The organism is Achromobacter sp. GD03932, from assembly GCF_029839485.1.
Classification (GTDB): Bacteria; Pseudomonadota; Gammaproteobacteria; order Burkholderiales; family Burkholderiaceae_B; genus Achromobacter; species Achromobacter bronchisepticus_A.
In genome coordinates this window covers 93,356-114,452 of sequence record NZ_JAOCAT010000003.1, presented here as the reverse complement: position 1 = coordinate 114,452, position 21,097 = coordinate 93,356, and the positions used below count along the sequence as shown (strand labels likewise).

The following is a 21,097-nucleotide window of genomic DNA, read 5'->3' as shown; positions in this document are numbered from 1 at the left end:
AATGAGCACTCCAGACCGCATGTTGTCCATCCTCGACCTCTTTCGCGACGACACCACCGCCGCGTTCCAGGAAGACGTCATGGCGCATCTGGACTGCTCGCGCGCCACGGCTTACCGCTACCTCAAGTCGCTGACCGAAAGCGGGCTGCTGGCGCCGACCTCGGGCGGCGCCTATGTGCTGGGTTCGCGCATCATCGAGCTGGACCGCCACCTGCGCCAGCACGATCCGCTGATGCGCGCGGCGCGTGACGTCATGCGCGCCACCGGCGACGAGCTGCACGCCAACCTGATGCTGTGCAACTACTACGGCGACAAGGTCATGTGCGTGGACCGCTACTGGACCGACGATTCCATCGAATCGAGCTATGCGCGCGGCCGTCCCTACACCATGTTCCATGGCGCCACCGCCAAGCCCATCCTGGCCAACCTGCCGCCGTATCAGCTGCGCAACCTGATGCTGTGGCACGCCGCGGAAATCCGCGAGGCCGGGCTGGGAGAGGACTGGGACGAGTTCCGCGCCAACCTCAAGCGCCTGCGCGCGGCCGGGGTGTACGTGTCGCATGGCGAGGTCGACCCGGGGTTGATAGGCATAGGCTCGGCCATCTTCAGCGCCGAACAGAAGGTCGTGGGCAGCCTGGTATTCATCGCCGCGGAAGCGCGCACCTCGGCCGAGCGGCTGGAGGTACTGCAGGCGCGCATCCAGATCGCGGCCGCGCAGGTATCGCGCAATCTGCAGGCCCCGCAAAGCAACGGCGCGGCGGCGATCGGCATCATGCCGTCGCGGCCGCGCCGCATCAAGACCCCAGCCAGGTCAAAATAGCCCCCACGCCGCGCCTTCGGCTTGCCGCCCCCCGAGGGGGCGTTTTTGCCTTGGGACGGCCCGGCGGCAAAAAAAAAGCCGGCCAGGTCCAGACCTGAGATCAGGCCTTGTTGTAGCGCTCGGCGCTGCGAACGATTTCCTCGTGCGCGGCGTCCAGGCCCTTCCAGCCCTTGACCTTGACCCACTTGCCCTTTTCCAGGTCCTTGTAGTGCTCGAAGAAATGCTGGATGCGGGAGATGTCTTCCGCCGGCAGATCTTCGTAGGACTTGATGTTGCGGTACGGGGGGTACAGCTTTTCGATCGGCACGGCCAACAGCTTGGCGTCGCCGCCCGACTCGTCGTCCATTTCCAGCACGCCGATGGCGCGGCAGCGCACCACCGCGCCGATCTGGATCGGGAACGGGGTCAGCACCAGCACGTCGGCGGGGTCGCCGTCTTCGGACAGGGTTTGCGGGATGTAGCCGTAGTTGCACGGGTAGTGCATGGCGGTCAGCATGAAGCGGTCAACGAAAATCGCGCCCGTGTCCTTGTCGACCTCGTACTTCACCGGGTCGGCGTTCATGGGGATTTCGATGATGACGTTGAAGTCTTCCGGCAGCTTCTTGCCAGGGGAGACGCGATCAAGACTCATGATTCAACCTTGTTGTGTGTCTGAAGGATTGTTCAAATCGAGCCGTCGTCCTTGAACGGCGGCTTGGTAGCCGGCACGGGCGCGGCGGCCGGCGCGGGCTTGGACCCTGCGGGCGTAGCCGGCGCGTACGTGGGCACGGGATCATCGAAAGCCGCCGCCGGGATGGGGGCGCTGTCGAAGTACTCGTCGATGTCGGAGGTACTGCCGCCGGCCAGCGGAGCGTCCTCGGGAGCCAGCGCGCGCTCGCGCTGTTCTTTGTTCACGCGGGCGTCCGGATCCAGCACGTAGTCGGAGGCCGAGGCCGCCACGGCCGGCGGCAACGCGGGGTAATCGCCGCCGAGTTCGGTGTCGTCGCTGTCGACGTCGGACAGACCCACCGCATAGCCGCCTTCGGCGTCCACGCGATAAGGATCGGAACCGGTGTCCGCTGCCGGCAAGGCGGCATCCGCCGCCAGCACCGGCAGCGCCATGCTGGCCGCCGTTGCCAGACGCCAGTGGCGCACCGCGTCGGCGGGACGGTCCAGGCGGTCATACAGGCTGCCCAGCAGCGCATGCGTCTGCGCATCGCTGCGGCGGCTGAGGCTGCGCAGCAGATAGCGTTCGGCTTGGCCCCAGAGCTGGCCGTTCAGGCACAGCATGCCCAGCGCGGTGAGCAGGTCCGGATCGGTGGGACGCTGTTGCAGCCAGGTCTCGGCGCGGGCCAGCCGGCGCGAGACTTGTTCGGCTTCGCAGCGGGCGTAGGCGGCCACCAGGGCCGGATTGAACTTCACGGCGACCGCGGCTTCCAGCACGCGCGCGGCCTCGCTGGCTTCGCCGGCAGCCTCGAACGCCGCCGCGCCCGCCAGCGCGATTTCCGGCAGGAGGCGCTCCTCGGCCTTCAGATCCTTCCAGATGGCGCGCCAGGCATCGCTGCCGCCCGCGGCGGCGGCGCGCAGACGCGCCGCGCCCGAGGCGTCGATCAACTGATCAGCTTCGGAACGGGCCAGCGCATTGCGACGTACCAGGCCGCGCGCCAGCGTGAAGACCTGTTCGTCGTGATGCAAGGCGGTGTGCGCACGCAGCAGCAGGCGCATGGTGTGCAGATGGCGCGCGCCGCCGTCGGCCAGCGGCTCCAGCACGGCCAGCGCGCGCTCGGCGCGGCCCTGGTCCAGCAGCATGTCGGCCGACACGGTGGCAGTGGCTTCGATCAGGCCGGCGTCCGTGCCGGCTTGTTCCTGCGCGATCGCCAGCAGGCGGTCGCGGCGGTCGAACTCGCCCAGGCCATGCGTGGCGCGGGCGGCGGACAAGGCCGCCAGCACACGGCGCGTCTGGACCTTGGTCTGGTCCAGCAGCTTGGTCAGATCTTTTTCGGCGGTGGTGTAGCGCCCTTCCAGCAGGCCGATCCAGCCGCGTTCCAGCAGTTCGTGGTCGCGCGCCTGGGCGCGCTTGCCGCGCCAGGCCCGCACGCGGTCGGGAATGGCCAGCAGCCATGCCAGCAGGCGCAGGCCCACGTACAGCACGATGAAGGCCGCGACGATCAGCAGGACCGCCAGCGTCAGCGACATGCTGATGCGCCACGGCCAGACCAGCAACAGCACGTTGCCGGAGTGCGAACGCAGCACCACCGCCAAGGCGACGGCGATGACGGCGAGCAGCAGAGTCCAGAACCAGGTACGCATAAGCCTCAGTCCTGTCCGCTGGTCTTGAAGCCTGCGGCGCGCAGCGCGGCCACGGCGTTGAGGCTGTCGGCCACTTCCGGCATGCGCACGGCAATGTCGGTCTGCGCCAGTTCGCGCGCCAGGGTCTGGGCCGCGACGGTGTCGGGGGAACGGCCGTCGAAATACTTGGCGAGCGTGACGCCGACGTTGTCGAGTTCGCTCTTCCAGACGGCGGGCTGGCGCATCAGCATGGCCAGTTGCGCGGTCAGCAGGCGCTGGCGCAGCGTGCCGCGCACCTGGTCGGCCTGTTCGGGCGACAGCAGCAAGGCAGCGGGCTCGTCCACGCGCTGGATCGTGATCAGGCCGCCCAGTTCATGCGCCAGCGCGGAGCCGGCGCGGCCGGGCCAGGAGGCCATTTCGGCGCGCCAGCGCTGCCACCAGGGCGCGTCGGCCGGCAGGCCGGCCAGCGGATCGACCGCGGGGGCCGGCGCGGCAGCCGGAGCGCTTTCGCCGGCGGGCGCCACGCCCGGGGCCGCGGCGTCCGGCACCAGCAGGGGCGCCTTGCCAATCAGCGCCACCAGGCGGTCGATGCGGGCCGACAGGGCGGGGATATCCACGGTGGACACGGCGCGCAGGCGGTCCAGGTCGCCGTTAATGGATTGCTGCAGGCTGGAGAAACGCGGGCGGTCGGCGCGCGCCAGGCGCGATTGCGCCGTTTCCAGCGCCACGATCGCATTGGAGACGTTGCCCGCCAGGCGCAGTTGCTGGTTGGCAATGGTCAGCAGGCGTTCGACGTCGTTGGCGAGCAGTTCGTCGCTGGCGCTGTCGTTGAAGTTCTGCCAGGCCAGTTGCAGGGCGCTGTACTGGCTTTGCGTTTCGCGCACGGTGTCTTCGAGTTCACCGACACGGCCGGCCTGGGCTTGCGCCAGGGCCAGGGCCTCGCGGGTGTCCTTGCGGGCCTGCGCCAAGTCGGCGGTCAGCGTTTCAAGGCGCGTGGCGACTTCGCGGCCGGCGGACACGAACTGGGTGCGCTGCATCCAGAGGGCGTAACCCAGGCCGGCTGCCAGCAGGATGAGGATGATGAGGGCGGGGACCAACGGGCCACTGCCGCGCTTGGCCGGACGGGCCTTGACGGAATCGGCCGGGGCCGATGCGGGCGCGCTTGCACCCGGGGCGGCCGTCGGAACGACCGGATCGGTAGCGGGAGTCTTGTCTGTCATGACGCGATTGTATTCGGTGTCAGTCCGATGCAACGAATCAAGCAGCAACAAAAGCCTGGAATATCGACTCGTCGTTGGGCAAGCAGATTTTTACCATCGGCCGCGCCCCGCCTTCATGACAGGCCTGTGGCAGACGGCGTTCCAAGGAGGGATGCGTCAGTACGAAGCGGCACCGCGCCCACCAGTCCGCCAGCCCGGCCGCGTCCAGGCCGGCCCGCAGCGCCTCAGCGCCCTCGCCGCTGGTGATCAGCCAGGTGGCTGGAATGCCCGCGTCAGCCCAGCGCCGCAGGCTGGCGACCTGGTCCGCTCCCCAGCTCGCGGGGCGCCGCAGATAGGCGGCATGGCGCGTCACGGCAGCGCCTTGCGCCTCGAGCTTGTCGCCCAGCCAGTCCCTGCCCTGCGTGCCGCGCACCAGCAGCACGCGGGCGGGCATTTGCGGCAGCCCCTGCAAAACCTCCCAGAGCGCCTCGGAGTCGTGACTGGGCGCGCTTTCGGGGGGATGCAAAACTGTTGTATTCACGCCAAAACAGGGGGATAGGCGCAAGGCCTGGGCACTGGCCGGCCCGACCGTTGCGGCGATGACGCCAGCCGGCCAGGGAGCCGCCCCGTCGGCCTGTGCCCACTGTTCCAAGTACAACTTGGCCGCGTTGCCGCTGACGAACACGACCATGTCGAAGTCGGCAGGGCGCGGCGGCCCGCCCGCGGCGGCGGGCAAGGCCTGGATTTCCAGGGCGGGAAGAATGCAGGACGTCCAGCCGGCGCCGGCCAGGCGGTCGGCCAGCGCCTCGTTGCGACCTTCGGGCCGCGTCAGGATGGCGACCCGCGGCGGTTCGGCGGCAGCGGACGCCATGGCCATCAGTCGGCTCTGGGCGGGTCTTGCAGCAGTTCGCGCAGGATGTCCTGCGCGCCCGCGTCCAGCAGCGCCTGCGCCGCGGCCTCGCCGATCGCCTGGGCCTCGGCCACCGGGCCGCTGCGGGCCGCATGGACCATGCGCACGCCGTCGGGCGACGCCACCAGCGCGCGCAGCGACAAAGTGCCGCCGGCGATCTCGGCATACGCCGCCAGGGGCACCTGGCAAGATCCGCCCAACTTGCGGGACACCGCGCGCTCAGCCACCACACAGGAGGTGGTGCCGGCGCTGATCAAGGGGGCCAGCCAGGCGCGCATGTCGTCGCGGTCGTCGCGGATCTCGATGCCCAGGGCGCCCTGCCCGGCGGCAGGCAGGCTGTCTTCCGGTTCGAGCAGGCTGCGGATGCGCGATCCCAGACCCAGACGCTCCAGGCCAGCCGCAGCCAGCACGATGGCGTCGTATTCGCCTTTGTCGAGCTTGCCCAGGCGGGTGTCGAGATTGCCGCGCAAAGGCTTGACCACCAGCTCGGGATAGCGCGCGCGGATCTGCGATTCGCGGCGCAGGCTGGACGTGCCTACGACGGCGCCCGCCGGCAAGTCGGCCAGCGAGTCATGGGTATTGGAGACGAAGGCATCGCGCGGATCCGCGCGATCGAGGACGGCGCAAAGCTCGAACGGGGCTTGCAGATCGACCGGCACGTCCTTCAAGGAGTGCACGGCCAGATCGGCGCGCCCGTCGAGCAGCGCGTTTTCGAGTTCCTTGACGAAGAGACCCTTGCCGCCCACCTTGGAGAGCGTGCGGTCGAGGATCTGATCGCCTCGGGTCGTCAGGGTGAGCAGCTCAACCGCGCACGCCGGGTACAGCGTGCGCAGCCGGTCGCGCACATGCTCGGCTTGCCACAGGGCAAGCCGACTGGCGCGGGTCGCGATGACCAGGCGTTGCGGTAGAGACACGAGACGGCATCAAACAAAATTGGAGACGATGACCGTCGCGACCACCCCGAGGATGGCCAGCACGAAAAGGCCCTGAAGGAGGCTCAGGCCCGATTCGGATTGCTGGGGATCGGTGGATCTACGCAGACTCATGTGCTGATTCCTTGGAAGCGGTTTTGCGGCTTGCCAGCCACCGTCCAAGGACAACAACGAGCAAGGCGCCAATGATTTCTGCGCCGATTTTAACCGCAGTGGGCTGTACGCCGAATTGACGTTCGACAACCACGTCGGTGATCAGCATGCCGCCGGCGATCCAGCCCAGCAGTGCCGCGCCCAGCGTAACCACCAGCGGATAGCGGTCGATGAGCTTGAGCACCAGGGTGCTGCCCCAGATGATGATGGGCACGCTGACGATCAGGCCGAAGGCGACCAGGCCGATCTGATGGTCGGCGTGGGCGTTCTGGGCGGCGCCGGCGATGGCGATCACGTTGTCCAAGCTCATCACGAAGTCGGCGATGATGATGGTCTTGATCGCGGCGGCGATGGATGTGCCGCCCTTGATGTTGCCATGGGCATCATCCTCGGGAATCAGCAGCTTGACGCCGATCCAGACCAGCAGCAGGCCGCCCACGACCTTCAGGAAGGGAATCGACAACAGCGTCAGGGCGAAGGCGATCAGGACCACGCGCAGGATGATGGCGCCCGCGGTACCCCACAGAATGCCTTGCATGCGCTGCTTGGGCGCCAGATTGCGGCAAGCCAGCGCGATCACGACGGCGTTGTCGCCGCCGAGCAGGATGTCGATGAGGATGATCTGGAATACCGCTGTCCAACTCAGCGTCTGGAAAAACTCAAGCACTATGAACCCCCGAAGGCATTATGAAAAGAGTGGCCGGTCCCGGTCCGGCAAGGCTCGCCGCGCATGGCGCGGCGAGCTTATTCAGTACAACTTATTAGTATAATTCAGCTTTCAGTCAGCTTTCTGGCGCATCAGCAAAACTTTACCGATAGCCAGCACCAGCACCGCGCCCAGCACGCCCGTCATCAACGCAAAGCTATGCTGCGTGATTCCCAGGGCCGCATCGATGCGCGCCACGGGTTCTTCCAGGGCCGGATCGCCCACCAGCAACTCGCCAGCAATGAAACCCAGGAGCGCCGCGCCCACCCAGACGATGACCGGAAAGCGCTCGATGACCTTCAGGAGCAGCGTGCTGCCGAAGATGACCAGCGGGATACTGATGGCCAGGCCCAACACCAGCAAGGTCGTGTCGCCCATGGCGGCGGCGGCAACGGCCACCACGTTGTCCAGGCTCATGACCAGGTCGGCAATCATGATAGTGCGGATTGCGGTCAGCAGATTGCCTTGCGTCTTGCCGCCGCCGTCTTCCTCGCCTTCGGGCAACAGCAGCGTCACGCCGATGTAGACCAGGAGCAGCGCGCCGATCAGCTTGAGCCACGGCAGCAGGAGCAGCTTGGCCGCTACCAGCGTCAGCACGATACGCATGATGATCGCCGCGGCGGAGCCGACCACGATCGCTTTTTTCTGTTGGGCCGGAGGCAGCGAACGCGCCGCCAGCGCAATAACCACGGCGTTGTCGCCCGATAGCAGAATGTTGACCCAAATGATCTGGAGCAACGCTATCCAGAATGCCGCTGAACTGAGTTCCATGCCTCTCTTTCCTAGGTGTGATCCCCCTAGGACGAACCAAATGAATGGGTGAAAAAAGATAAAAAAATCGTACTGACCGCCTTGGTGCGAGCCCGGCGGCATTCTTGCTTGGTACGCGTGGAATTTCTTTCATTATAGTTTCGTTCAGCTTTCCGTATGTTTGCCAGGCCGCGCCATGGACGCGGGATTTCCCTAGGATTGCGGAAAAAAAACGAAAAAAAGCCCGCCATAGCGGGCTTGGGTTGGCGGATGCCAGCCGCCGGGAGCCAGGGGTTTGACGCCGGGAGCGGGACTTCCGCCAGCAGGCCGCACGCCGGACGCAAGCAGCGTCCAGACGAGCGGCCAGGCGCTTTTTACAGCACCGACTTGAGCAGCTTGCCCATTTCGGACGGGTTGCGCGTGGTGCGGATGCCGCAGGCTTCCATGACTTCCAGCTTGGCGTCGGCAGTGTCGGCGCCGCCGGAGATCAGCGCGCCGGCGTGGCCCATGCGCTTTCCGGGAGGAGCGGTGACACCAGCGATGAAGCCGACGACCGGCTTCTTCATGTTGTCCTTGGCCCACTCGGCAGCGTTGACTTCGTCCGGGCCGCCGATTTCGCCGATCATGATGACGGCGTCGGTGTCGGGATCGTCATTGAACATCTTCAGCACGTCGACGTGCTTCAGGCCGTTGATGGGATCGCCACCGATGCCGACGGCGCTGGATTGACCCAGGCCCAGCTCGGTGACTTGCGCCACGGCTTCGTACGTCAGGGTGCCCGAACGGCTGACGATGCCGATGCGGCCCTTGCGGTGGATGTGACCGGGCATGATGCCGATCTTGATTTCGTCGGGGGTGATCAGACCCGGGCAGTTCGGGCCCAGCAACAGGGTCTTGCTGCCCTTGGCCTTCATGCGGTTCTTGACTTCCAGCATGTCGCGGACCGGGATGCCTTCGGTGATGCAGATCACCAGATCCAGTTCGGCCTCGACGGCTTCCCAGATGGCGGCAGCGGCGCCCGCGGGCGGCACGTAGATGACGGACACGGTGGCGCCGGTGTCAGCCTTGGCGTCCTTCACCGAAGCGAAGATCGGCACGCCTTCGAAGTCTTCACCCGCCTTCTTGGGGTTCACGCCGGCCACGAAAGCGGCCTTGCCATTGGCGTACTCACGGCACATGCGGGTGTGGAACTGGCCCGTCTTGCCCGTGATGCCCTGGGTGATGACCTTGGTGTCCTTGTTGATCAGAATCGACATTTGTGAATCCTTGGATTTTTCTTTACTTGACGGCGGCTACGACGCGGGTGGCGGCTTCAGCCATCGTGTCGGCGCTGATGATCGGCAGACCGGAGTCGGCCAGCATCTTCTTGCCGAGTTCTTCGTTGGTGCCCTTCATGCGGACGACCAGCGGCACGTTCAGGTTGACGGCCTTGCAAGCAGCGATCACGCCTTCGGCGATGACGTCGCAGCGCATGATGCCGCCGAAGATGTTGACCAGGATGGCCTTCACGCTCTTGTTCTTGAGCATGATCTTGAAGGCTTCCGTGACCTTCTCGGCGGTGGCGCCGCCGCCGACGTCCAGGAAGTTGGCCGGCTCGCCGCCGAACAGCTTGATGGTGTCCATGGTGGCCATGGCCAGGCCGGCGCCGTTCACCAGGCAGCCGATGTTGCCGTCGAGCTGGATGTAGGCCAGGTCGAACTTGCTGGCTTCGATTTCAGCCGGATCTTCTTCGTCCAGGTCGCGGTAGGCGACGATTTCCGGGTGGCGGAACAGGGCGTTGGGATCGAAGTTGAACTTGGCGTCCAGGGCGATGATGTTGCCCTTGCTGTCGCGGTTCAGCGGGTTGATTTCGACCAGGGAGGCGTCGGTGTCCATGTAGCACTTGTAGAGCTTCTGGAACACGTCCACGGCCTGGGCGGTGGAGTCAGCGGGCAGGCCGATCGCGTTGGCGATCTTGGTGGCTTGCTCGGCCGACAGGCCGGTCAGCGGGTCGATGTATTCGGTGATGATCTTCTCGGGAGTGGAGTGGGCCACTTCCTCGATGTCCATGCCGCCTTCGCTGGAAGCGATGAAGGCAACCTTCTGGGTGGCGCGGTCGGTGACCAGCGACACGTAGTATTCCTTCTGGATGTCGGCGCCGTCTTCGATGTACAGGCGGCGGACCTTCTGGCCTTCCGGGCCGGTCTGGTGCGTGACCAGCTGCATGCCCAGGATTTCCGAGGCCAGCTTGCGGACGTCGTCCAGCGAGCGCGCCAGCTTCACGCCGCCGCCCTTGCCGCGGCCGCCCGCGTGAATTTGTGCCTTGACGACCCACACCGGTCCACCCAGCTTTTCAGCGGCAGCCACGGCCTCGTCGACGGAAAGAGCGGGAATCCCGCGCGGCACGGGGACGCCAAATTGCTTCAGCAGTTCCTTGCCTTGATACTCGTGGATTTTCATGTGTTACCTGTCAGGACGTATGAGAAAAAGAAGGTGAATCGGAGGACGAATCGGCCGATGCCTCAGCGCTACCCCCGGTGTACCACTTGGGATAGTGCTCAGCCACCACCGGGCCGCGGGTGCTTAGCGCGTGGCAGCCGTCCAGTTGGAATGGACGCCGGTTCGGGTTGTTTTCCTGCCGCCGGCGGTTGGCCATGGTCTGGACTGCCGCGGTGGGTAGCACCTGCGACAGCTCGGTCATGTGCGTACAGCCCTCCACGTGCCCGAACCGCTCCTTGACCTGCCGGCGGAACCCTTTGAGCAGGTTCATGCCGATCAGATCAGTGTAAGCCGGTTCGATGGCCATGCAATGCTCGCCGTAGGGAGCGGCGTCATAGACGGCCTGCGCCGCCACGATCGCGAAATTCTCGTCGATGGTGATGCGCAGATGCATGTGGTGGATGGGTTGTCCGGCCTTGAACATCTCGCCGTCGCGCTTGGGGAAATCGTACGCCTTGACGTCGATCAGCTCGGCTTCCAGGTCCCAGAGCCCGTCTTCGCGCGCATACGACTGCACGCGTATGGAACGCGTGTGCAATGGTTGGCGAGGATAGTCCGGCGGTGGCAAGGGCATGCTGGGGGCCTGCGGGGCGAGATGCCTGCGCATGGTGCGCGGCAACAAAACCTTCAAAGTATAGCGCAGGCGGCCTGCGATCAAGCCCCCTGACTGGCGCCTGACGCACCGCCGCAGAGCGCGGCGGCCACCCACAGGCCCTGGTGCTGCAGCTGGCAGGTGATGCGGGCGGCGGCCAGATGGCGCTCTCGCTCCGGGGAGTATTCCTCCAGTCCCCGCCGGCAGGCTTTCAGGCGCGCCTCCAGCGCGCTCCAGGCGCGCGCGAAGGCGTCCGCCCGCGCCGCCGGCCGACTGGCGGCCAGCTCGGCGGCAGCCCGCGGACCGCAATAGAGGCTGATAACGTCCGCATCGCCCGTCCACGACTGCGCGCCGGTCAGATCCACGCCCGGCAGACCCAGCCGGGACAGGCCGCAGAGGATATAGGGGCCATAGTAAGAGAAGGAACTGTTCCAGCGCGCGCCCGCGGGCATCCTCGGCCCCTTGGGCGTTTCGGTCCAACCGGGCGCGGCTTGCGGGTCGCGCCGCGCCAGTTCCGCGGTCAGCCAATCCCGGGCGGCCTGGCGCTGCCTTGGCCGGGACGCTGGCAGATGCAGCAGCCACAATTCCACCGGGGCGCCCTCCCCGGTCAGCCTCAGCGGTCCGGTCACCGCTGCGTCCAAGGCGTGGCGGGACTGCCGATCCAGGCCTGGCCCGCCGGAATGGCTTCGCCCTTGAGCACCAGCGTCAGCGGCCCCAGGCGCGCCCCCGCTTCGACCCGGGTGTCGTACAGGATGGTGCTGCGGGGCCCGACGTTGACGGCATCGCCGATGCGGACCATGCCGATCTTCATCACGCGGTCTTCGAACAGATGGGTCTGCGGCCCGGACCAGGCGTGCAGCACCGCGTCGTCGCCGATCGACACGCAGTCGTATTCGGTGATGTCGGTGGTATCCATGAAGACGCGCTTGCCGATGCGGGCGCCCATGCAGCGCAAGGCCAACGGCAGCCAGGGCGTGGCCCGCAGGAAGTTGAAGAAGTTCGGGACGGCGATGGACTCATACAGGCTGGTGACCGCTTCGCTCTTCCAGACGAACGGCGTCCACATGGGCTCGGCGCGCGGCTTGTAGCGGCCGATCAGCACCCATTTCAGCGCCACCAGGAACAGGAAGGCGCCCACGCCATACAGCACGCCGGCCAGCATCAGCTCGTCGAACGCGGCGACGAAGCCTTCGCGCGCGGCCATGGGGATGACCTTCATCACGGTCAGATAGCCCACCGCGATCACCACGGCCAGCGGCAAGATCATCCGCATGCCCTCGACACCGCCCCGCAGCACTTTGCGGCCCAGGCTGGGCCGGAACGTCAGGTGCGCGGGAAAGCCCGCCGTCTGCTCGCGCGCCGGCAGCGCCAGCGGCGGATTGCCCAGCCAGGTCTGGCCGCTGGCCATGCGGGCGTTGGCCGGCGCGCGGCTCTGCACGCCGATCAGCACGTCATCGGGCAGCACCGAGCCGTCCGGCACGTAGGCGCCGTTGCCAACGAAACTGCGGTTGCCGATGACGGTGGGCCGCATGGTCATCCAGCCGCCGTCGATTTCCTCGTCGCCCAGCATGACGCCGTCGGCGATGAAGCTGTCGCGGCCCAGGGTCAGCATGTCGGGCACCACGCCCATGGCGGTGGAAATCTCCGTGCCGCGACCGACCTTCGCGCCCAGCAGGCGGTACCAGTTGCCCGCGTAGATCGAAGCGTACAGGCCGTGCAGCACGCTGAGGCTCGATTCCTGGATCTGGTTGGTCAACCAGCGCCGCAGGTAGATCTGGCCATACACCGGCCAGCGGCCGCTGGCCAGACGGGGCAACAGCGTCCAACGCAGCAGCGCCGATACCAGCACCGTCAGCATCAGCAGCAAGGCGCTGGCAGGCAAAGCCAGCAGCAGATAGCTCAGGAAGGCTTGCGGCCAGGGTACGCGCGCGCCCATCAGGTCCAGCCAGCGCGCGTCGATCCAGTCGATCAGCACGAAGCTCGGGAACACCGGCATGAAGAACAGCGCGGCGATCAGCGTGCCGCCGGCCGCATAGGCCATGCAGTCGAGCCGGCTCCAGATGCCCTGGCGCTGCGGCCGCGGCGGCAATTCGGGAGCGCGGGCCTGCGGATCGTGGCGCGCAGGCGCCCCGCTCCAGATCTGGCCCGCAGGCACGCGGTCCCCCTGCGCCAGCGAAGACAGTCCGTCCAGCCGCGCGCCCTCGCCCATCGCCACGTCGCCTTGCAGCACCGAATAGGAACCGATGTAGGCGTTATCCGCCAGCGTGATCGGCGCAACCGTCCACTCGCCGCCGCGCACCGAGAAATTCTCCAGGTTGACCGCCGCGCCGATGCTCACGCCGTTGCCCACCGACAGCAGGTCGGGCGCGCGCACGGAGACTCGGCTGATGGCCGCATCGCGGCCGACGCGCGCTCCCAGCGCCCGCAGATACCAGACCTGCAGCGGAGATCCGGCAAGCAGATGCGCGGGCGGAATGTCCATCACCCGGTCCACCAGCCACCAGCGGTAGAACAGCCAGCCGTACATCGGATAACTGCCGGGCTTGAGCCGCCCTAGAATTCCCCACTTGCAGGCCACGGCCACGCCGAAGCTCAACAGATTGCAGGCCAGGTAGCTGGCAATGGACAGGGCCACCGCGCGCAAGACGGAGTCGCCCTCGTCACCCGTAAAGTAGTGGTAAGTGAAGAACGGCGTCAGCCAGATCAACATGCGTACGCCGATCAGCAGCGGTAAGGCCGCCAACTGCGCCAGGCCGCAAGTCCAGCGGCGCCACTCAGGCGCGGGCGCCGGATCGGCGCCAGTCCCAGCGACGCCCGCCGGTTGGGCCGCGGCATTTTCGGCCAAGGCCAGCGCGTCCAGCCGGGCCGCAAGCGTCCCCAGCACAGGGTGCTGGTAAAGCTCGTGCATGGTCAGCGCGGAAAAATGCGGATGCTTGCGCAGCGACGACACCAGACGCGCGGCCAGCAGCGAGTGGCCGCCCAGATCGCGGAAGAAGTCGCTGGCCAGCCGCAGCGGCTGCCCTGGGAACAGCGGACGCAAGGCGTCGAACAAGGCCTGCTCGCCCGCCGTGACGGGCACGTCGTCTTCGCCGCTGGGCTCGGACACGGCCTCCAGTTCGCGCGCCTTCAGCGCCTTGCGGTCGATCTTGCCCGAGGTCAGGCGGGGAACGTCGGCCACCAGCTCGAAGCGCGCCGGAATCATGTAGGCGGGCAGGTCCGCGCCCAGCGCGGCGCGCATCGCGTGCGGGTCCAGCCGCTCCTCGCCCTCGGGCTTGAGGAAGGCCACCAGTTGCTCGATGCCCGCGAGATCGCGCAGCACCACGGCGGCGGCGCCCACGCCCGGCAGGCGGTAAAGCGCGGCTTCGATTTCCCCGAGTTCGACCCGGAAACCCCGCACCTTGACCTGATCGTCGCTGCGGCCCAGGCAGTGGATCTGCCCGTGTTCATCGATGCGCGCCAGGTCGCCGCTGCGGTACATGCGGGTGTCGTAATCGCCAGCCGGGCGCGGATTGGCCAGAAACTTCTCGGCCGTCAGCTCGGGCCGGCCCAGATAGCCGCCGGCCACGCCGGGACCGGTGATGCACAGCTCGCCCACCTGCCCTTGCGGCAGCACCGCGCCGTCCTCGCCGCGCACCAGCATGCCGTAGTTGGGCAGCGGCGTGCCTATGGTCACGGGCTCCCCGGGCAGGAGTTCGGCCAGGCTGGCGGACACCGTGGTCTCGGTGGGGCCGTAGGTATTGAACAGGCGCCGCCCGGGCGTGGCCCAGCGCGGCACCAGGAAGTCCGGGCAGACCTCGCCGCCCAGGTTGACGATGCGCAAACCGGGTACGTCGCGCGCGAACAGCGCCAGCAAGGTCGGCACCGCGTGCAGCACGGTAATGCCTTCCCGTACCAGCGCGTCCGGCAGGCCTTCCGGGTCCGTGGTCAGCATCTTGGGGGCCACCCACAGGGACGCGCCGACCAGATAGCTGATCCAGATCTCTTCGAACGACATGTCGAAGGCGACCGAGAAACCCTGGTAGACCTTGTCTTCGTGGCGCACGCCCAGCACCGCGTTTTCGCTGCGCAGGAAGTGGCAGATACTGGCGTGATTGATGGGCACGCCCTTGGGCTTGCCGGTGGAGCCCGAGGTGTAGATGACGTAGGCGGGATGCTCGGGCAGCAGCCCTTCCCGCCTGCGCAAAGCGCCCTCGACCGGCTCCGACAGCGCCCAGGTGGTCCAGGTGACCATGCCGTCCAGCCGGACCTCGGCGCCCGCGACCAGTCCGCGAGCGCCCGCGTCCTGCAGGCAGACCAGCATGCGGTCCGCCGGCGTGTCGGATTCAAACGGCAGCCAGGCCGCGCCCGCCTTGGCGATGGCCGCCTGCATCACCAGCAGGTCGGCGCCGCGCGGCAGGCACAGGCCCACGATATCGCCGGGCCGCACGCCAGCCTCGATCAGATGATGCGCGGCCAGATCGGCGCGTTGGCCGAGTATGTCGTAGGTGAGAGTGTGATCCAGCCAATGAATGGCGACGGCGGCGGGATGCCGGCGGATCGTGGCTTCCAGAATGTCGGGCAGCGTCTCTGCGAGCAGCAGGTCGGGCCGACAGGGGCCTTGGAGAATCATAGGAACGGCAAGGATCCAGCAATGGGATTTTTGCGTATTGACCCACGCCGCGGAAATTCGTTCAAGCAAGATTGAAAAAAAAATCGGCGCCACGCCCCAGCTGTGGCTTGCAGCCATCACCGGGATCTTGCGGCCGCAAAGAAAAAGCCCTGATCCGCGCGCGGCATGCGCGGATCAGGGCTGGCGCCGGCCTCAAAGTATCCGGCGGCGTTGCGGCAAGCTGTCTGCTCAGGCCGCCTGGCGTAAGGCTCGGGCCGCCTGCACCATGCCGATCAGCGCGGCTTCGGTTTCAGGCCAGGCGCGCGTCTTCAGTCCGCAGTCAGGATTGACCCACAGACGCTCCTTGGGCAGACGGGCCGAGGCCTTCTGCATCAGGCCGACCATCCAATCCACTTCCGGCACGTTCGGCGTATGGATGTCGTACACGCCGGGACCGATATCGTTCGGATACCGGAAGTCCTCGAACGCCTTGAGCAGTTCCATGTTGGAGCGCGAGGTTTCGATCGTGATCACGTCCGCGTCCATGGCGGCGATGGACTCGATGATGTCGTTGAACTCCGAATAGCACATATGGGTGTGGATCTGCGTTTCGTCGCGCACGCCGGCGGTCGACAGGCGGAAGCAATCCACGGCCCAATCCAGGTAGGCCTGCCAATCGGCGCGGCGCAGCGGCAGGCCTTCGCGGATGGCGGGCTCGTCGATCTGGATGACGCTGATGCCGGCGGCTTCCAGGTCCACCACTTCGTCGCGCAGCGCCAGCGCCAGCTGGCGGCAAGTCTGCTCGCGCGGCTGGTCGTCGCGCACGAACGACCACTGCAGGATGGTGACCGGGCCGGTCAGCATGCCCTTGACCGGCTTGTCGGTCAGCGACTGCGCGTACGACGACCAGCCCACCGTCATCGGCGCCGGACGCGCGACGTCGCCAAAAATGACAGGCGGCTTGACGCAGCGCGAGCCATAGCTCTGAACCCAGCCGTTCTTGGTGAAGGCGAAGCCGGCCAGCAGCTCGCCGAAGTACTCCACCATGTCGTTGCGCTCGGGTTCGCCGTGCACCAGCACGTCCAGGCCCACCTTTTCCTGGAAGCGGATGACTTCCTCGATCTCCTTGCGGATGGCGGCCTCGTAGCCAGAATCCGTCAATGCGCCCGACTTCCAGTCGCGGCGCAAGGCGCGGATTTCCGCGGTCTGCGGGAAGGAACCGATGGTCGTGGTCGGGTAGGCGGGCAGGCCCAGCTGTTCCTGCTGGCGGGCGATGCGGCCGGCGAACGGCGCGCGGTCGCGCGACACCGCGGCAGCGCCAGCCATGCGCTGGGCGACGGCCGGATTGTGGATGCGCGTCGAAGCGCGGCGGGCGGCGAGCGCGGCGCGCTGCTTGGCCAGGCCGTCCTGCGCGGCGGCTTGCGTGGCGCGGTCCAGGGCGCGGCCCAGCAGGCTCAGTTCTTCCAGCTTCTGCGCGGCAAAGGAGAGCCAGCTCTTGAGTTCCGTGTCCAGCTCGGTTTCATGCGCCAGGTCCACCGGCACGTGCAGCAGCGAGCACGACGGCGCCAGCCACAGGCGGTCGCCCAATTGCTGCTTGATGGGGGTCAACGTGGCGATGGCCGCGTCCAGGTCGGTGCGCCAGATGTTGCGCCCGTTGATGACGCCAGCGGACAGCACCTGCTCGGCGCCCAGGCCGGCGGCCACTTCCGCCAGCTGCTCGGGCGCACGGACCAGGTCCACATGCAAGCCGGCCACGGGCAGGCCCAGAGCGGTCGGCAGATTGTCCTTCAGGCCGTCGAAGTACGTGGCCACCAGCAGCTTGACCGGACTGGCAGAGAGCTGCTCATAGGTCTGCTTGAACGCGCCGCGCCAGGCTTGCGGCAGGTCCAGCGCCAGAATGGGCTCGTCGATCTGCACCCACTGCACGCCCAGCTTGGCGAAGCGCGCCAGCACTTCCTGGTAGACCGGCAGCAGCGCGGCCAGCAGTTGCAGCTTGCCCTCATCGGCGGCGCCGGCGGCAAAGGCGTCGCCCTTGCCCAGATACAGCCAGGTCAACGGCCCGGGGATCACGGGCTTCACCGCGCAACCCTGCGCCTGCGCTTCCCGGACCTGTTCGAACAGCGATTCGCGGGCGATGCGGAAGGTCTGGCCCGGCGCCAGTTCCGGCACGATGTAGTGGTAGTTGGTGTCGAACCACTTGGTCATTTCGCAGGCGGCGGCGGGCTTGCCCGACGGCGCGCGGCCGCGGCCCATGCGGAACAGCGTGTCCAGCGTGACGGGTTCGCTGTCGTTCTGGCCGAAGCGGGCAGGCACGGCGCCCAGCAGCGTGGTCCATTCCAGGATCTGGTCGTACCAGGCGAAGTCGCCCACCGGCACGAACTTCAGGCCGGCGGCGGCCTGCAGCTTCCAGTGCCTGGCGCGCAGCTCGCGGCCCGTCTGCTCAAGATCCCCGGCGGTCTGCCGGCCGGCCCAATAGGCTTCGACCGCGCGCTTCAGTTCACGCTGCGCGCCGATGCGGGGGAACCCCAAATTATGAATCGTAGTCATGGATCACCACCGTTAGACAAAATTTGTTCAAGTGACAGCCATTCTGAGACCAAATCAAAATGAATCAAAATCAATGTCTACATTTATAGAATGAGAAAATCTCATAGAATATGAGCTTATTTCCCATCCCTGCAGGCACCCATGCTTGAAGTCCGCCATCTTGAAACGCTTACCGCCATCCGCGACGGCGGCAGCCTGCAGGAAGCCGCCGAGCGCCTGCATCTGACCCAATCAGCCCTGTCGCACCAGTTGCGCGACCTGGAAACCCGGCTGGGCACGCCGTTGTTGAACCGCCGCACGCGACCGGCACGGCTGACGACGGCGGGACTGCGGGTGCTGGCGCTGGCGGATGAAGTGCTGCCGCGCATCCGCGCCACGGAACGGGACCTGCAGCGGTTGGCCGCGGGCCGCACCGGCCGGCTGCACCTGGCCATCGACTGCCATTCCTGCTTCCAGTGGCTGATGCCGGCCCTGGATGCCTTCCGCGTGCAATGGCCGGACGTGGCGCTGGATCTGTCGGCGGCGTTTTCCTTCGCTCCCCTGCCCGCCCTGGTGCGCGGCGACCTGGACCTGGTTATCACCTCCGATCCCCAGCCGCTGGACGCAGTGGAATACCTGCCGCTGTTCAAGTACGAGCTGGTGCTGGCCGTGTCGGAATCCAATCCGCTGGCCGGCAGCAAGTTCGTCATGCCGGACCAATTGGCCGACCAGACGCTCATCACCTATCCCGTGGACAAGCAGCGCCTGGACATTTTCACGGCCTTCCTCGACCCCGCCGACGTGGAGCCGGCCGCCATCCGCCGCGCGGAACTCACCCCCATCATTGCGCAACTGGTGGCCAGCAACCGCGGCGTGGCCGCGCTGCCCAACTGGGCGCTGACGGAGTACATGAATCAGGGTTGGCTGCGGTTGTGCCGGCTGGGTCCGCAAGGCGTGTGGCGCACGCTGTATGCGACGGTGCGCAGCGAGGACACGGAGGCCTCATACATCGATGAGTTCCTGACCATTACCCGGGATGTGTGCTTCAAGACCTTGTCGGGGATCAAGTCGGCAAAATAAGAGGCCAGGCGCTACGGGCGCAGCGCTCAGTCTTCGTCGCCGCCCTCGCCCAGGATGCGGCGGATCACGTCATGCGCAAAGCCGCGGCTGGCCAGAAAGCGCGCCTGCTTGGCGTAGGCCGCGCGGTCTTCCGGCTTGGCGCTGAAGCGCTTCTTCCAGACCTCCAGCGCGCGGTCGTACTCGGTGGCCCGCAGCTGTTCGCGCAATTCGGCGACCTGGTTGTCGTCCACCCCATGCTGGCGCAATTCCTGCACGATGCGCGCCGCCCCCTGGCGCGATGCGCGGCGGTGCACCAGGCTTTGCGCAAAACGTTCGGTGGACAGCCAGCCTTCTTTTTCCAGGGCATCCAGCACGGCCTCGACTTCGCCCGGGTCCTCGGCGTAGGCGGCAAGCTTGCGCGCCAACTCTTCGCGGGCATGCTCGCGCCGCGACAGATAGCCCACGGCCCGCATCTTCAGCGACGGCCCCTTGCGGGCGGATTGGCCGTCCGCATCCGGGCCGTCCTCGGCCCCGGCGCCGGCACGGCGGCCGCGGCGCGCATTGCCGGCTTCCGAGCTGCGGCTCCACTGATCTGGCGCATCGCTGGATTCCGCTTCCTGATCGCGGCGCGCATCCGAAGTGCGGCGCAAGCCCTGGGGCTTGGCCACGGTTTCGAATTCATCGTCCAGCTTGGCGCGTAGGCGTTCGGCTGAAGCGGGCGGCGGTTTCCAGCTCATGCGTTTCCTGCTTGCTATGCATAACGGCAGGCCCGTCCTGGCGCCTGCCGCAACTGTTCGGGCTGCCCCGACGCGATAGGCCGGCCGTTTGCGGCGAAGCTGAACTGCGCCGCGCCAGGCCCGCCCACCGATCCGATTACTCTTCGGAGGTATCTTCCGCGGTCGGCACGAATTCTGCCGCGCGGCTGACGATGCCTTGGTTCTCGCGAACGCGGTTCTCGATTTCGATGGCCAGTTCCTTGTGTTCTTTCAGGTACTCGCGGACATTGTCCTTGCCCTGGCCGATGCGATTGCCGTTGTAGCTGTACCAGGCGCCGGACTTGTCCACCACATTGGCGGCCACGCCCAGGTCGATGATTTCGCCTTCGCGCGAGATGCCGGCGCCGTACATGATGTCGAATTCGGCCTGTTTGAACGGCGGCGCGACCTTGTTCTTCACGACCTTGACGCGGGTTTCGTTGCCGACGACTTCGTCGCCCTTCTTGATGGAACCGATGCGGCGGATGTCCAGGCGCACGGAGGCGTAGAACTTGAGCGCGTTGCCGCCGGTGGTGGTTTCGGGGTTGCCGAACATCACGCCGATCTTCATGCGGATCTGGTTGATGAAGATGACCATGCAATTGGTCTTCTTGATGGTGGCGGTGAGCTTGCGCAGCGCCTGGCTCATCAGGCGGGCTTGCAGGCCGGGCAGGGAATCACCCATTTCGCCTTCGATTTCGGCCTTGGGCACCAGCGCGGCCACCGAGTCGATGACGATCAGGTCGACCGAACCGGAGCGCACCAGCGCATCGGTGATTTCCAGGGCCTGCTCGCCCGTGTCCGGCTGCGAGATCAGCAGGTCGGCCAGGTTCACGCCCAGCTTGGAGGCGTATTGCACGTCGAGCGCGTGTTCGGCGTCGACGAAGGCGCAGGTGCCGCCCAGCTTTTGCATTTCAGCGACCACTTGCAGCGTCAGCGTGGTCTTGCCCGAGGATTCCGGACCGTAGATTTCAACCACGCGGCCTCGCGGCAGGCCGCCGACGCCCAGCGCGATGTCCAGACCGAGCGAGCCCGTGGAAACCACCTGGATGTCATGCGAAACATCGTTGTCGCCGTAGCGCATGATCGAGCCCTTGCCGAACTGCTTTTCGATCTGCGAAAGCGCGGCGGCAAGCGCCTTGGCCTTTTCCGATGCGGCGGCCTTGGTGGTTTTGTCGTCCATGTAGAGTCCTGTCTGTAACGTATCTGGTGTCTAGGGAAGTGCCGCAGGGTTAGGCGGGTGCTTTGAGCAACGGGTCAGATTATGGCATCGGATTATACTGTACATAAAACCAGTGTGCCAGTGTTTTGCACGTATACCCTGAGTGGCAAGCTTGGCGCCCTATGCCAGAATGCCAGAC

At 66.6% G+C, this 21,097-nt stretch carries 18 protein-coding genes; 2 read left to right on the top strand and 16 right to left on the bottom strand.

Annotation, left to right across the window (positions count from 1 at the left end; translation table 11 throughout):
• Position 1 precedes the first annotated feature (1 nt).
• Positions 2 to 820 (top strand): IclR family transcriptional regulator C-terminal domain-containing protein, encoded by an 819-nt coding sequence (locus N5C88_RS03835; protein WP_059379194.1) that lies wholly within the window; start codon positions 2 to 4, stop codon positions 818 to 820.
• 100 nt (positions 821 to 920) lie between these two features.
• Here the strand turns inward: N5C88_RS03835 and ppa are convergent, their stop codons facing one another.
• The 14 genes from ppa to metE form a co-directional block, all read right to left on the bottom strand.
• Positions 921 to 1,451 carry an inorganic diphosphatase gene (gene ppa / locus N5C88_RS03830; RefSeq protein WP_013392552.1) on the bottom strand — a complete coding sequence of 177 codons (531 nt, stop codon included), beginning with the start codon at positions 1,449 to 1,451 and terminating at the stop codon, positions 921 to 923.
• 32 nt (positions 1,452 to 1,483) lie between these two features.
• Positions 1,484 to 3,109 (bottom strand): heme biosynthesis HemY N-terminal domain-containing protein, encoded by a 1,626-nt coding sequence (locus tag N5C88_RS03825; protein WP_280014713.1) that lies wholly within the window; start codon positions 3,107 to 3,109, stop codon positions 1,484 to 1,486.
• A 5-nt stretch (positions 3,110 to 3,114) separates the two neighbouring features.
• Complete coding sequence (locus N5C88_RS03820) at positions 3,115 to 4,308, bottom strand: uroporphyrinogen-III C-methyltransferase (RefSeq protein ID WP_059379198.1); 1,194 nt, start codon at positions 4,306 to 4,308, stop codon at positions 3,115 to 3,117.
• A gap of 37 nt (positions 4,309 to 4,345) precedes the next feature.
• Positions 4,346 to 5,164, bottom strand: coding sequence for a uroporphyrinogen-III synthase (locus tag N5C88_RS03815; protein ID WP_280014712.1), 819 nt, complete (start codon positions 5,162 to 5,164; stop codon positions 4,346 to 4,348).
• Positions 5,164 to 6,111, bottom strand: a complete 948-nt coding sequence (gene hemC / locus N5C88_RS03810; RefSeq protein ID WP_059379200.1) for a hydroxymethylbilane synthase — start codon at positions 6,109 to 6,111, stop codon at positions 5,164 to 5,166. The genes N5C88_RS03815 and hemC overlap by 1 nt, the downstream gene beginning before the upstream one ends.
• 9 nt (positions 6,112 to 6,120) lie before the next feature.
• A complete protein-coding gene (locus N5C88_RS03805) occupies positions 6,121 to 6,243 on the bottom strand; it encodes a hypothetical protein (protein WP_042792647.1) in 123 nt (40 codons plus the stop codon).
• Complete coding sequence (locus N5C88_RS03800) at positions 6,230 to 6,949, bottom strand: TerC family protein (RefSeq protein WP_059379201.1); 720 nt, start codon at positions 6,947 to 6,949, stop codon at positions 6,230 to 6,232. The genes N5C88_RS03805 and N5C88_RS03800 overlap by 14 nt, the downstream gene beginning before the upstream one ends.
• A 111-nt stretch (positions 6,950 to 7,060) precedes the next feature.
• Complete coding sequence (locus N5C88_RS03795) at positions 7,061 to 7,759, bottom strand: TerC family protein (protein WP_118933340.1); 699 nt, start codon at positions 7,757 to 7,759, stop codon at positions 7,061 to 7,063.
• Between the two features lie 353 nt (positions 7,760 to 8,112).
• Positions 8,113 to 8,994, bottom strand: coding sequence for a succinate--CoA ligase subunit alpha (sucD, locus tag N5C88_RS03790; protein ID WP_013392545.1), 882 nt, complete (start codon positions 8,992 to 8,994; stop codon positions 8,113 to 8,115).
• A 22-nt stretch (positions 8,995 to 9,016) separates the two neighbouring features.
• Positions 9,017 to 10,177: an ADP-forming succinate--CoA ligase subunit beta gene (sucC, locus tag N5C88_RS03785; RefSeq protein ID WP_059379204.1), complete on the bottom strand. Its 1,161-nt coding sequence runs from the start codon at positions 10,175 to 10,177 to the stop codon at positions 9,017 to 9,019.
• Positions 10,178 to 10,187: 10 nt separating this feature from the next.
• Positions 10,188 to 10,790, bottom strand: a complete 603-nt coding sequence (locus N5C88_RS03780) for a DUF2889 domain-containing protein (RefSeq protein WP_059379336.1) — start codon at positions 10,788 to 10,790, stop codon at positions 10,188 to 10,190.
• Positions 10,791 to 10,870: 80 nt separating this feature from the next.
• A complete protein-coding gene (locus N5C88_RS03775; protein WP_280014711.1) occupies positions 10,871 to 11,398 on the bottom strand; it encodes a 4'-phosphopantetheinyl transferase superfamily protein in 528 nt (175 codons plus the stop codon).
• A 35-nt stretch (positions 11,399 to 11,433) separates the two neighbouring features.
• Positions 11,434 to 15,417 (bottom strand): Pls/PosA family non-ribosomal peptide synthetase, encoded by a 3,984-nt coding sequence (locus N5C88_RS03770; protein WP_118933341.1) that lies wholly within the window; start codon positions 15,415 to 15,417, stop codon positions 11,434 to 11,436.
• Positions 15,418 to 15,645: 228 nt separating this feature from the next.
• Entirely contained in the window at positions 15,646 to 17,943 is a 2,298-nt protein-coding gene (metE, locus tag N5C88_RS03765; protein WP_118933342.1) for a 5-methyltetrahydropteroyltriglutamate--homocysteine S-methyltransferase, read from the bottom strand.
• 141 nt (positions 17,944 to 18,084) lie between these two features.
• Here metE and N5C88_RS03760 point away from each other — a divergent pair, with 141 nt between their 5' ends.
• Positions 18,085 to 19,002: a LysR family transcriptional regulator gene (locus N5C88_RS03760; RefSeq protein WP_059379209.1), complete on the top strand. Its 918-nt coding sequence runs from the start codon at positions 18,085 to 18,087 to the stop codon at positions 19,000 to 19,002.
• A 26-nt stretch (positions 19,003 to 19,028) separates the two neighbouring features.
• Here the strand turns inward: N5C88_RS03760 and recX are convergent, their stop codons facing one another.
• Both recX and recA read right to left on the bottom strand, forming a co-directional pair.
• Positions 19,029 to 19,718 carry a recombination regulator RecX gene (gene recX / locus N5C88_RS03755; protein ID WP_280014709.1) on the bottom strand — a complete coding sequence of 230 codons (690 nt, stop codon included), beginning with the start codon at positions 19,716 to 19,718 and terminating at the stop codon, positions 19,029 to 19,031.
• Positions 19,719 to 19,854: 136 nt separating this feature from the next.
• Positions 19,855 to 20,919, bottom strand: coding sequence for a recombinase RecA (recA, locus tag N5C88_RS03750; protein WP_059379220.1), 1,065 nt, complete (start codon positions 20,917 to 20,919; stop codon positions 19,855 to 19,857).
• Positions 20,920 to 21,097 lie beyond the last annotated feature (178 nt).

Excerpts from the sequence above, each read along its gene's own strand:
- N5C88_RS03835 (WP_059379194.1), top strand. The coding sequence starts at position 2 with ATGAGCACTCCAGACCGCATGTTGTCCATCCTCGACCTCTTTCGCGAC.
- ppa (WP_013392552.1), bottom strand. The coding sequence starts at position 1,451 with ATGAGTCTTGATCGCGTCTCCCCTGGCAAGAAGCTGCCGGAAGACTTC.
- N5C88_RS03825 (WP_280014713.1), bottom strand. The coding sequence starts at position 3,109 with ATGCGTACCTGGTTCTGGACTCTGCTGCTCGCCGTCATCGCCGTCGCC.
- N5C88_RS03820 (WP_059379198.1), bottom strand. The coding sequence starts at position 4,308 with ATGACAGACAAGACTCCCGCTACCGATCCGGTCGTTCCGACGGCCGCC.
- N5C88_RS03815 (WP_280014712.1), bottom strand. The coding sequence starts at position 5,164 with ATGGCCATGGCGTCCGCTGCCGCCGAACCGCCGCGGGTCGCCATCCTG.
- N5C88_RS03805 (WP_042792647.1), bottom strand. The coding sequence starts at position 6,243 with ATGAGTCTGCGTAGATCCACCGATCCCCAGCAATCCGAATCGGGCCTG.
- N5C88_RS03795 (WP_118933340.1), bottom strand. The coding sequence starts at position 7,759 with ATGGAACTCAGTTCAGCGGCATTCTGGATAGCGTTGCTCCAGATCATT.
- sucD (WP_013392545.1), bottom strand. The coding sequence starts at position 8,994 with ATGTCGATTCTGATCAACAAGGACACCAAGGTCATCACCCAGGGCATC.
- sucC (WP_059379204.1), bottom strand. The coding sequence starts at position 10,177 with ATGAAAATCCACGAGTATCAAGGCAAGGAACTGCTGAAGCAATTTGGC.
- N5C88_RS03780 (WP_059379336.1), bottom strand. The coding sequence starts at position 10,790 with ATGCCCTTGCCACCGCCGGACTATCCTCGCCAACCATTGCACACGCGT.
- N5C88_RS03770 (WP_118933341.1), bottom strand. The coding sequence starts at position 15,417 with ATGATTCTCCAAGGCCCCTGTCGGCCCGACCTGCTGCTCGCAGAGACG.
- metE (WP_118933342.1), bottom strand. The coding sequence starts at position 17,943 with ATGACTACGATTCATAATTTGGGGTTCCCCCGCATCGGCGCGCAGCGT.
- N5C88_RS03760 (WP_059379209.1), top strand. The coding sequence starts at position 18,085 with ATGCTTGAAGTCCGCCATCTTGAAACGCTTACCGCCATCCGCGACGGC.
- recX (WP_280014709.1), bottom strand. The coding sequence starts at position 19,718 with ATGAGCTGGAAACCGCCGCCCGCTTCAGCCGAACGCCTACGCGCCAAG.
- recA (WP_059379220.1), bottom strand. The coding sequence starts at position 20,919 with ATGGACGACAAAACCACCAAGGCCGCCGCATCGGAAAAGGCCAAGGCG.